The organism is Methylotenera mobilis 13 (genome assembly GCF_000384255.1).
GTDB lineage: Bacteria > Pseudomonadota > Gammaproteobacteria > Burkholderiales > Methylophilaceae > Methylotenera > Methylotenera mobilis_B.
On sequence record NZ_KB913035.1, the window covers coordinates 1,323,426 to 1,334,900 of the forward strand.

An 11,475-nucleotide genomic window follows, 5' to 3' on the forward strand; every position below is an offset into this window, starting at 1 on the left:
GCTTTAAATCTAACTTACAATTTCTGCATGTACTGCATCCAATGCATCTTGTAGCGTTTCTTCACTTAAACTATTTATAGATGTCGCCAGAATGTCTGCTGCTTCAACCGTAGAAATAGGCAAGTTATGGCTATCCATTTCAGCAATAAGCCCAGCCGCAACGCCAGCAATCTTTAATAAAGCTTGTCGCTCGCGCATCAAGAGTTCTAGCTCAGTACGTAGCATGTTGATTTCGTTTTGATTGATTGTGTTTGGCATATTGATTAACTTTTATTGATAGAATGAGTATAGTGCTAAGCACATTTTCGCACAATCACCGCTTGCTCTGCTAGTTATTCAATATTAAAAGTAACAGTCTAAAAATAAAACATCATATTTTTGTGATTTTCTCTTTTCGGAATGACATAAGTTCGCTACAATAGCGACCTTGTTGAACGACGGCTGTTTTGTTAAGTCGTAAACTACCTGCGAGAGTGGCGGAATTGGTAGACGCACTGGATTTAGGTTCCAGCGCCGTAAGGCGTGAGAGTTCGAGTCTCTCCTTTCGCACCAAAAAGCATTAAAATCAATCCTGTTGATTTTAATGCTTTTTTTTTTGCTAATTTTTTAATGTACTTTGAGTGGCATGTTCAGGCAAGTAGGCTTGTTTGCTAAATTCATGAGCATTAAGAAATGCTCATGTCCACATAGTGAGAGCGAAAAGAATGCTGGGTGTTCTACCTGCAACAATTTAGTTTATGCGTGTTGATTGACGTGGCCTAATTTACTTTATTAGCTGAGGGATAAGCCGTTATATGGTAGTGAGATTTCAACACAAAATCCCTGAGGTGTGATGTTTTTCGCAATCACCTGCCCACTATGAGCCTCAATCACTTGTTTGGTAATCGCCAATCCAACACCGTGACCAACTGTCTGGCTACCATAACTACCCCTAACAAACGGTTTGAATATATCTTCTAACTCGAGCGCATCGACTCCAGCACCTTGATCTGTTACCGTAATTTGAATTTTCTGATTGTCGTTATGTTTGCTGCAATCGATATTAATCACACTATTATCAGGACCATATTTAATCGCGTTGCGAACTACATTCTCAATCGCGCGGTACAGTAAATCAGGCTGCCCTTGTAATAGGTAGTTTTGATCTAGAGACATCTTTAATTTCATGTTCTTTGATTCAGCTTCAAATTGCGCATCTTCAATAATGTTATGCATCAGTTGCTTTAATTCAAGCGTTTCTTTTTTAACTTGAACAGCACCAGATTCTAATCTGGATAATGTTAACAACTCACCGACTAATCCATCCATACGATTAGCCTCTAACGTGATGCGGTTAAGAAACGCTTCAATTTTATGTGGGCTTTGCCTCACTAGGCCAAGCGCCATTTGTATTCTTGCAAGTGGTGAGCGCAACTCATGAGAAATGTGATGGAGTAGTTTAGTTTGGCTTTGCAAGAGACTTTCAAGGCGAGACGCCATTGCGTCAAAGTCGTGCCCTAAATCAGAAAGCTCATCGCGGCGACCACCCATTTCACTCGCCACGCGTACGTCCAGTTTGCCGTTGGATGCTTGCTCGAATGCTGTACGTAGAATGTTAATCGGCTTAGAAAAATACCATGCCAATAAAGCTGCAAATATAAAACTTACAACAATGCCACCTAATAATGGCATTAATGGGAATCTTCCAACCGCTTTGCGTGATCCACCTTTATATTGCTTCAATTCTGATGGGCGCTGTGCAAGTCGGTTATTGCGGCCATCATCTGGTACAAATAATATAAATGATTGACCATTGCTTAGTTTAATCTGCTTGGCATGACGCTGATCGTCTTCAGCTAATAATCTTGCGGCATCAAAGCTTGTTTTTGTATAGCTACGTTGTAGCAGCTCTTTACCATTCGTATCAATAGCGAGTAGTTGTAAAACGGGGCGCTGTTGCCAATATTTTAGTAAGTTTTGCAGGCTTTTTATGCCCCCAAATTGCAATGTGGATGCAGCCGCCTCTACCAATGAGCGTGCTGAAGGTGATGTTTCTACACCTGTGCTTTGTAATGCCTCGTGGCGGTGTTGCAACCAAATCGCAACGCTAACTCCAATAACCGCAGTGAGTTGCGCAACAAGGAGAAACATGAAAAACTTCCAGAATAATCTACTCATGATTGTTTAGCTGGCTGTGCTTTAATTAACTGGTAACCCATGCGATAAACTGTTTGAATACAATCTCTCCCATCATGAAGCGTACCAATTTTTTGTCTGATACTGCTCATATGAACGTCAATGCTACGGTCAAATCTTGCGAGAGCTTTACCCATTCCTTGTTGTGACAACTCTTTTTTGCTGACTACTTGGCCAGCGTTTTTAGCTAGCACTTCTAGTAGATTGTATTCGGTGCTTGTCAGGTTTACGGTGTTACCTTTCAGTTCAACTCGACGTTGCTCTGGCCAAATAGTGAGATCACCGATAGTCAGTTCGTTTTCAATATTTGCACTGCCCTGATTGGGTTGTGTTCTACGTAATATTGCCCGAATGCGCGCAGTGAGCTCTCTAGGTGTGCAAGGTTTTGGTACGTAGTCGTCAGCACCCAACTCTAAGCCAAAAAAACGATCAGCCTCATCACCTCTTGCAGTCAGCATGATGATAGGGATGTGACTTGATTTGCGGATGATGCCGAGCGTTTCAATTCCATTCATTTTAGGCATCATCACATCAAGCACCGCAAGGTTAAATTGATTGCTAAGAGCGAGTTGTGCGCCTGTGATGCCATCGTTTGCAGTGGTCACGTCAAAACCCTCCATGCATAAAAACTCTTTAAGCATTGCAGTGAGCTCAACATCATCATCAATTAATAATATTTTGTTTATCATGACATATTGGAGTGGTTGTTTAATATGCACATCATAGCGATGAGTTTCTAGTAGCAACAGTAGAGTGTTAGTGTATTTACTTAACTTTACGTTTGCTTAACCTGTATTAACAAGCGGTGGTGGCAAAATGAAATTGTCATTTGGTTACATGTTTTTTAACCATGATATATAAATATTACCCACTAGGAGGCTATATATGAAAATCACCACCCCTTTGTTAGCGCTAGCGTTAGCAGCAATTACTATTCCATTATCTTCTTACGCAGAGTCAGATAAACACGATCGCTGCCATCAACGTGCGCATGCTTCACATGGCTTCGGCAAGCATTTTCATGAACGACTTGGCTCAATAGGCGTTCCTTCACATTTGGCTGCATTAAGCTTATCAGAAACTCAGCAGGATAAAGTGTTTGAATTGATGCATTCGCAGGCGCCTAAAGCGAGGCAAGCAGAGAAGCAGCGACAACAGTTACATGTTGACTTAAATAAGCTTTCTAACTCTGGTAGTTATGATGAAGCTAAAGCTAAACAAATTTCAGATAAGCTAGCAACCATTGAAAAAGAGCACGTGCTAAATCGATCTGCTACAAACCATCAGATCTATCAAATTTTAACACCAGAGCAACGTAAGCGGTTGGATGAAATCAAGACTAACCATGAAGAAGGTTTTAGTAAAAGTCGGTTTGAAAAAGGTCAACACCATACTAAAAAATTAGAGCGTACATTGTAACTTTAATGAACTTTTGATCTGCCTCACGCTGAACAAGTAAACGATTCACGTTCTATCATTTACAAATAAAGCGTGAGCAATCTTGGCGTAGAAGCTAGATTGCTAATCTTGAATGTGGCTTTTATGACGCACAGAAACGATCTGCATACGAATTTTGGATGACAGGTAAGAGATGTTGTATTTAGCCTAATTACCTAAGAATATCTTAAATTTACAAACAGAAAACATGTTTGAAGCATAACGCCTACATAATCTTATTTGTTAGGGACGTAAAATTATGATGAACACCTAGTGTTCCTGACTTTATATATGTTTTTTATCTTCTTATTTCATCTAGACTTGATGAGTTTTCTTGTGTAACATCCACAGTCTTTCAACCTTAATTGTTTAGTGATGTTTTGAGGTTTTCAAGTAATTTACTTGGATTTGTTAAAACGTTCATCGGCAATAGGTTACAGACGTTAAAGACTAGCTTTACATTGTGACGCCATTAGGCGTTATAGATAGCGACCACTTTTTCGCCACCCCTTTACTTTATCAATAGCATGATTGTAAATGGTGCTCATAATGGGCGCTCTTTTATGGTGTGCAGTTAAGAATTAGGAATGACAGCATGGCTCTGAATGTTGAAACCCTCAGCAACCTTGAACGTAGAATTTCAATTAGCGTTCCTTTGCAACCGCTAGAGGCGCAAATTAAACAAAGATTAAATCAAGTTGCACGTACTGCAAAATTTTCTGGTTTTAGACCAGGTAAAGCTCCTATGGGCTTGGTTAACCAACATTACGGCAATCAAGTGCGTGATGAAGTTTACTCAGCAGCTGTAGAAAAAAGCTTTGGTGAAGCTGTCGATGAAGCAAAATTACGTGTTGCTGGCTTCCCTAATATCCAACATAAGCCATTTGATGCTGCATCAGAAACTTTAGAATACACTGCTACTTTTGAAGTGTTCCCAGAAGTTGTAGTTGGTGACTTGTCAAAAGTTAAAATCGAACGCCCAGTGCTTGAAGTTGGCGAAGCCGATGTTAAAAAGACATTAGATGTTTTAGTAAAACAACGCGTAAAGTTCGAGCCAGTTAAGCGTGCAGCTAAAAAAGGCGACCGCGTTAATGTAACGTTAAAAGCCTTTATCGATGGTGAAGAGGTTGAGTCTACAGGTGACAATGGTATTGATTTGGTACTAGGTGAAGCTGGACGTATGGCCACATTTGACGATGAATTAATCGGCGGTAAAACAGGCGCTACTAAAAAATTCGATATTACGTACCCAGAAGACCACAACCCTGCCCAATTAGCAGGTAAAGCAGTTGGTTATGAAGTAACCTTTGTTTCAGTGTCTCAGCCAGTATTGCCGGAAATTGACGCAGACTTTGCAAAAAGCTTAGGCGTTGAAGATGGTGATGTTGAAAAAATGAAAGCTGAAGTTGCCGAGAGCTTGAAACAAGAAGTGGCTAAACGCGTTAGTGCAAAATTGAAAGAGCAAGTGTTCCAAGCTTTAGTTGAGTCTGCTGATTTTGAAGTTCCACGCATTTTGTTGGAAACTGAGATTAATCGCATGATGCAAACAACAGAGCAGAATCTGAAACAACGTGGTGCCGATTTAGCCAATATTAAGTTGGAGCCTGCAATGTTTGAAGATCAGGCAAAACGCAGTACTAAATTGCGCCTACTATTAGGTGAGTTGATTAATACTAATGGTTTGCATGCAAATGCAGATCAAGTACGTGCAATGGTTGATGTGTTCTCACAAAGCTTTGAACGTCCAGCTGATGTAGTAACTTGGTACTATGCTGACCACAAGCGCTTAGATGAGCCTGCTGCATTAGCAACTGAAGAGAACGCAGTGAGCTGGGTGTTGTCTCAAGCTAAAGTAACTGATAAAAAAGTTAAATTTGATGATTTAATGGGAAACGCGTAAATGAATAACCACTTGCAACCTCAAGCTCAGTCTGAATTGATCACCGGATTGGGTTATATCCCGATGGTGATTGAGCAAAGTGGTCGCGGTGAGCGCTCATTTGATATCTACTCGCGCTTGTTAAAAGAGCGCGTGATTTTTCTGGTCGGCCCTGTTAATGACATGTCTGCAAACCTAGTGGTTGCTCAGTTGTTGTTTCTAGAGGCAGAGAATCCAGATAAAGATATCTCGCTCTACATTAACTCACCAGGTGGATCAGTGACAGCTGGTATGTCTATTTATGACACGATGCAGTTCATTAAGCCAGATGTCAGTACTTTGTGTATCGGCCAAGCTGCAAGTATGGGTGCTTTTTTATTAGCGGCTGGTGCGAAAGACAAGCGTTATAGCTTACCCAACTCTCGCATTATGATTCATCAGCCATCTGGCGGTTTCCAAGGTCAGTCATCTGATATTGAGATTCATGCGAAAGAGATTCTTTACTTACGTGCGAAACTAAACGATATCTTGGCGCACCACTCTGGTAGAACAGCAGAAGAAATTGACCGTGACACAGAGCGCGATAACTTTATGAGTGCAGAGCAATCTGTTGCTTATGGACTAATTGATAAGGTAATTGGCAGCCGCAACGAGGCTGCTTAAGCAATTTTGATGATAGTTGGGTTTGTACTTAGTGACAGACTCTTGATGAATAGATTCAGATTGCAAAACTAAGTTAGGGAATAACTAATGGCGACGAAAGCCGACGACGATAAATTACTTTATTGCTCATTTTGTGGCAAAAGCCAACATGAAGTAAAGAAACTGATAGCAGGCCCATCTGTATTCATTTGTAATGAATGCGTAGACTTGTGCAATGACATCATTAAAGAAGAGATTCAGAACTCGGACGGCTTGAAGTCAACTGACACTAGCCTGCCTACACCACAAGAAATTTGTAAAATATTAGACCAGTATGTGATTGGTCAGACACAAGCGAAGAAAAACTTAGCGGTCGCTGTGTATAACCATTACAAACGTCTTGGTCACAATAATTTATCTAATGGCGGTCAAAAAGATGAAGTGGAGATTGCAAAAAGCAATATTCTATTAATAGGCCCTACAGGTTCAGGTAAAACATTATTGGCACAAACATTAGCAAGATTGTTAGATGTACCTTTTGTGATGGCCGATGCAACGACGCTGACTGAAGCAGGCTACGTAGGTGAAGATGTTGAAAACATCATGCAGAAGCTATTGCAAAAATGTGATTACGACACCGAAAAAGCACAACGTGGCATTGTTTATATCGATGAAGTTGACAAAATTTCTCGTAAATCAGATAACCCATCTATTACACGTGATGTATCAGGTGAGGGCGTACAGCAAGCTTTGCTTAAACTGATTGAAGGTACTGTGGCTTCAATTCCACCACAAGGTGGGCGTAAGCATCCTAACCAAGAATTTGTTCAGTTAGACACAACAAACATTCTGTTTATTTGTGGCGGTGCGTTTGATGGTTTAGAAAAAGTGATTCGCCTGCGCTCTGAAAAAGGTGGTATTGGCTTTGGTGCTGAAGTGAAAAGTAAATCAGATATCCGTGAAGTCGGCGCGGTATTGCGTGATGTAGAGCCTGAAGATCTCATTAAATTTGGTTTGATTCCTGAGTTTATTGGCCGTCTGCCTGTTGTTGCTACATTAGAGTCTCTTGATGAAGCCGCTTTGATGACGATTTTAACGGAACCAAAAAATGCACTGACTAAGCAATATATCAAATTGTTTAAAATGGAAGGTGTCGATCTGGAGTTCAGAGAGTCAGCCTTGCTATTGATTGCAAAAAAAGCGTTAGAGCGTAAAACTGGTGCGCGTGGTTTGCGCTCAATTATGGAGCATTCATTGCTTGAGGTCATGTACGAATTACCATCATTAAAGAACTTGAGTAAAGTTGTGATTGATGAAGGGGTGATTCGAGGTGATACACCACCGCTGTTAATTTATGCGGATAAGCCAGCCGACGAGGCTTCAGCTTAACAAAAAAGCCAGCACTTAAATTGCTGGCTTTTTTGTTTTTGAGGTGTGTGTATTTAACAAGTGACAAGTGACAAGTGACAAGTGACAAGTGACAAGTGACAAGTGACAAGTGACAAGTGACAAGTGACAAGTGACAAGTGACAAGTGACAAGTGACAAGTGACAAGTGACAAGTGACAAGTGACAAGTGACAAGTGACAAGTGACAAGTGACAAGTGACAAGTGACAAGTGACAAGTGACAAGTGACAAGTTGCATGTGCGTGAATATGTTCATTAAACACGTTACGACGATGGATGAACTCAGTATTGTCATTAAGCTAGCTATATTGCCGTCATGTTTTACTTAATTTTGATGTCTTGTCTTAAATTTCTTTAAACTTTTTACAATTACTTGTTAAATTTAGTGTTAAATACTAATTAATACTTGAACTGTTGATAGTTATCCCCATCAATCAATATATAAGCGTTTTTTGGCTTAACTCTTAGCTTAATTTTGGAAGTCTACTCATGGCACAATCATTACCTTCATACAATCCAGATAGCGGTTTATTACCGCTACTACCTTTGCGTGATGTCGTTGTATATCCGCATTTGGTGATCCCTCTTTTTGTTGGGCGCACAAAGTCTGTTAAAGCCCTTGAGATTGCATCAGAAGGCAATAAACAAATTTTATTGGTTGCACAAAAGTCGGCGAATAAAGATGATCCAGAAGCAAGCGATCTGCATGAGGTCGGCACGGTCGCTACCGTGTTGCAAATGCTTAAGTTGCCTGATGGTACGGTTAAAGTGCTCGTTGAAGGTGTGCAACGTGCGCGTGTCAGTGAGTTTACTGAGACTGATGAGTGTTTTGCTGCACGTGCAGAGTTGATTGCTGAGTCTGTGAGTGATGTTGAAATACAGGCGTTAATGCGCACGGTATTTGCTCAATTTGATCAGTACGTTAAGTTGAATAAAAAGATTCCTCCAGAAATTCTTACATCGCTTGCTAGCATTGATGAAGCGAGCAGACTAGCTGACACCATTGCAGCGCATCTAACATTGAAGCTTGAAGAAAAGCAAAAAATCCTAGAAATGATTGATGTTGCCGAGCGTTTGGAGCATTTGCTCCGTTTAATGGAAGGCGAAATAGACATTCTACAAGTAGAAAAACGTATTCGTGGGCGCGTGAAACGTCAAATGGAAAAAACACAACGCGAATACTATTTGAATGAGCAAGTAAAAGCGATTCAAAAAGAGCTAGGCGAACAAGATGAAAATGCCGAGATGGATGAGCTGGAAAAGCGCATCGAAGAAGCACGTATGCCAAAAGAGGCGCTTGCAAAAGTATCCAGTGAACTTAAAAAGCTAAAACTCATGTCTCCTATGTCAGCAGAGGCTTCTGTGGTGCGCAACTATATAGATACGCTCATCAACTTGCCGTGGAAGAAAAAAACTAAAATTAGTAAAGATCTAGTAAAGGCAGAAGCTGTATTAGACGATGATCATTTTGGTTTAGAGAAAGTAAAAGAGCGAATTGTTGAATATCTCGCTGTACAACAACGTGTAGATAAGATTAAGGCGCCGATTTTATGCTTGGTTGGACCTCCTGGTGTTGGTAAAACTTCATTGGGTCAAAGTATCGCAAAAGCGGTGAACAGAAAATTCATTCGTATGGCGCTAGGCGGTGTGCGTGATGAATCAGAGATTCGTGGTCACCGACGTACTTACATTGGCTCAATGCCAGGTAAAATTTTGCAGAGCATGACTAAGGTGGGGGTTAAAAATCCATTGTTCCTGCTTGATGAAGTTGATAAGTTAGGCCAAGACTTTAGGGGCGATCCTTCTTCTGCATTGTTAGAAGTACTTGATCCTGAACAAAACCACACGTTTGCTGACCACTATATTGAAGTTGAGTATGACTTGTCTGATGTGATGTTTGTGGCAACAGCGAACTCAATGAATATTCCTGCGCCATTATTAGATCGTATGGAAATCATTAATTTATCTGGTTATACAGAAGATGAAAAAGTGAATATCGCGATGCGTTATTTATTGCCTAAGCAACTTAAATCTCATGGCCTGAAAGACCTAGAGGTACATATCTCTGAACCAGCGATTCGTGATGTTGTACGTTTTTATACACGTGAAGCTGGTGTGCGTAGATTAGAACAAGAAGTTGCTAAAATTTGCCGTAAAGTAGTAAAAGAATTACTCACTACTAAAGCGAAGCAAGGTGCTAAAGCACCTAAAAAAATCAACGTCACACCAAAAAACCTTGATAAGTATCTTGGCGTTCAACGATATGACTTTGGCGTAGCTGCAAAAGAAAATCAAGTTGGTCAAGTGACTGGTTTGGCTTGGACATCTGTAGGCGGCGAGTTGTTGACCATTGAGGCTGTACTGTTGCCTGGTAAAGGTAAAACTACCACTACAGGTAAGCTTGGTGATGTAATGAAAGAGTCTACTCAAGCGGCGATGAGTGTGGTGCGTAGCAGGGCTGAGCGTTTAGGTATTGCAACTAACTTTTATGAAGAGCATGACATTCATATTCACTTTCCTGAAGGTGCAACCCCTAAAGATGGCCCAAGTGCTGGCATTGCGATTACAACAGCCTTGGTGTCAATCTTAACTGGGATTCCTGTGCGTGCAGATGTAGCAATGACAGGTGAAATCACACTACGTGGAGAAGTATTACCGATAGGTGGCTTAAAAGAGAAGTTATTGGCTGCACATCGTGGAGGCATTAAAACCGTACTAATACCGCAGCAGAATGTGAAGGATCTAGCAGATATTCCAGAGAATATTAAAAATCATCTAGATATACACCCAGTTCAATGGATTGATGACGTTTTAGCGCTAGCGTTGGCTACAAAACCTGTCCCTTTACCAGAAAGTGTAGATGCTAATGATAACGTCACGAAAGAGGTTCAACCTGCTGATAAATCTAAAGAAAATCCAGATGCAGCAATAGAAACGACAAAGCATTAAAAAATAAGTGTGCTATTAACCGCATAAAAGCTTGACATAGCCTTTGTTGGCTTGATATAAAGTTGATACGGGTGATTCGTCACCCAGACAGTTTGCCGAAGTTTTTATTTAATAAACCTTGAGAGGGGATTACACGTGAATAAATCAGAACTAATTGACGAGATTGCTAGTGCCGCAGGTATTTCAAAAGCTGCTGCTGGTCGCGCGCTAGATGCAACAACTGCTGCAATTACAAAAGCAATAAAAAAAGGTGATCTAGTAACATTGATTGGCTTTGGTACCTTTTATGTAGGTAAACGTGAAGCTCGCAATGGCCGTAATCCACGAACAGGCGAGACAATTAAAATTCAAGCTGCAAATTCTCCTAAATTTAGGGCTGGTAAAGCGCTTAAAGATGCTGTAAACTAGCGTCTTCGTTGGTGATGCAGGGTGCTTAGCTCAGTTGGTAGAGCGTCGCCCTTACAAGGCGAATGTCAGCGGTTCGACCCCGTTAGCACCCACCAAAAAACCAACGATGATGTAATGTGACTAAGCCGTTTCTAATTTTATAAATTGAGAGTGCTGGTAGTTCAAGCACTCTTTATTTTGTAAAAAATTTGCAATATTTAAATGATTGTAATAATTGGAAGCGCAAGTTTTTAGCGTGTTGTTGTATCAATAATATGCTGAAGTTTATGGAGTGGTAGTTCAGTTGGTTAGAATACCGGCCTGTCACGCCGGGGGTCGCGGGTTCGAGTCCCGTCCACTCCGCCAAATAAAAAAAGCGAGTCTTCTGACTCGCTTTTTTTATTTCTATTCACGCCTATTTGTTTAATAAGATGCTGAAATCAGCTTTTAGTCTTATGAACTTGTGTTCCTAATCTTTTGTCATCATTCAGTCGGCTAATGTTTCAAGTATAACTTGTGATATATTAATGGCCTTCCGTGCGCAATTGATTTTTTGATCAATTGTGACCTTTTACTTTTTTAATGATTTTAGTGCATAT

Annotated in this window: 9 protein-coding genes and 3 tRNA genes; 9 read left to right on the forward strand and 3 right to left on the reverse strand. The window is 40.6% G+C overall.

From position 1 onward, the window contains the following. Positions 1 to 9 precede the first annotated feature (9 nt). The gene (locus tag A391_RS0106325) at positions 10 to 258 is read right to left on the reverse strand and encodes a hypothetical protein (RefSeq protein ID WP_019898180.1); all 249 of its coding nucleotides are present in this window, start codon (positions 256 to 258) and stop codon (positions 10 to 12) included. 209 nt (positions 259 to 467) lie between these two features. Here A391_RS0106325 and A391_RS0106330 point away from each other — a divergent pair. Continuing rightward, a tRNA-Leu gene (locus A391_RS0106330) sits at positions 468 to 552 on the forward strand. A gap of 219 nt (positions 553 to 771) precedes the next feature. Here A391_RS0106330 and A391_RS0106335 read toward each other — a convergent pair. Beyond that, positions 772 to 2,157 carry a sensor histidine kinase gene (locus A391_RS0106335; RefSeq protein WP_019898181.1) on the reverse strand — a complete coding sequence of 462 codons (1,386 nt, stop codon included), beginning with the start codon at positions 2,155 to 2,157 and terminating at the stop codon, positions 772 to 774. Then, positions 2,154 to 2,861 carry a response regulator transcription factor gene (locus A391_RS0106340; protein WP_029144034.1) on the reverse strand — a complete coding sequence of 236 codons (708 nt, stop codon included), beginning with the start codon at positions 2,859 to 2,861 and terminating at the stop codon, positions 2,154 to 2,156. The genes A391_RS0106335 and A391_RS0106340 overlap by 4 nt, the downstream gene beginning before the upstream one ends. A gap of 199 nt (positions 2,862 to 3,060) precedes the next feature. On the opposite strand from A391_RS0106340, the gene A391_RS0106345 reads away from it, so the two are divergent. From A391_RS0106345 to A391_RS0106380, 8 genes are all read left to right on the forward strand, one after another. Next, the gene (locus A391_RS0106345) at positions 3,061 to 3,594 is read left to right on the forward strand and encodes a Spy/CpxP family protein refolding chaperone (RefSeq protein WP_019898183.1); all 534 of its coding nucleotides are present in this window, start codon (positions 3,061 to 3,063) and stop codon (positions 3,592 to 3,594) included. 613 nt (positions 3,595 to 4,207) lie between these two features. Continuing rightward, the gene (tig, locus tag A391_RS0106350; RefSeq protein ID WP_019898184.1) at positions 4,208 to 5,512 is read left to right on the forward strand and encodes a trigger factor; all 1,305 of its coding nucleotides are present in this window, start codon (positions 4,208 to 4,210) and stop codon (positions 5,510 to 5,512) included. Beyond that, entirely contained in the window at positions 5,513 to 6,154 is a 642-nt protein-coding gene (gene clpP / locus A391_RS0106355) for an ATP-dependent Clp endopeptidase proteolytic subunit ClpP (protein WP_019898185.1), read from the forward strand. It abuts the gene before it with no gap. 87 nt (positions 6,155 to 6,241) lie between these two features. Further along, the gene (gene clpX / locus A391_RS0106360; RefSeq protein WP_019898186.1) at positions 6,242 to 7,522 is read left to right on the forward strand and encodes an ATP-dependent Clp protease ATP-binding subunit ClpX; all 1,281 of its coding nucleotides are present in this window, start codon (positions 6,242 to 6,244) and stop codon (positions 7,520 to 7,522) included. 507 nt (positions 7,523 to 8,029) lie between these two features. After that, entirely contained in the window at positions 8,030 to 10,489 is a 2,460-nt protein-coding gene (gene lon / locus A391_RS0106365; protein ID WP_019898187.1) for an endopeptidase La, read from the forward strand. 135 nt (positions 10,490 to 10,624) lie between these two features. Continuing rightward, positions 10,625 to 10,897: an HU family DNA-binding protein gene (locus A391_RS0106370; RefSeq protein ID WP_015832259.1), complete on the forward strand. Its 273-nt coding sequence runs from the start codon at positions 10,625 to 10,627 to the stop codon at positions 10,895 to 10,897. A 19-nt stretch (positions 10,898 to 10,916) separates the two neighbouring features. Next, a tRNA-Val gene (locus A391_RS0106375) sits at positions 10,917 to 10,992 on the forward strand. 173 nt (positions 10,993 to 11,165) lie between these two features. Then, positions 11,166 to 11,242: transfer RNA gene (locus A391_RS0106380), tRNA-Asp, on the forward strand. The last annotated feature ends 233 nt before the right edge of the window (positions 11,243 to 11,475 follow it).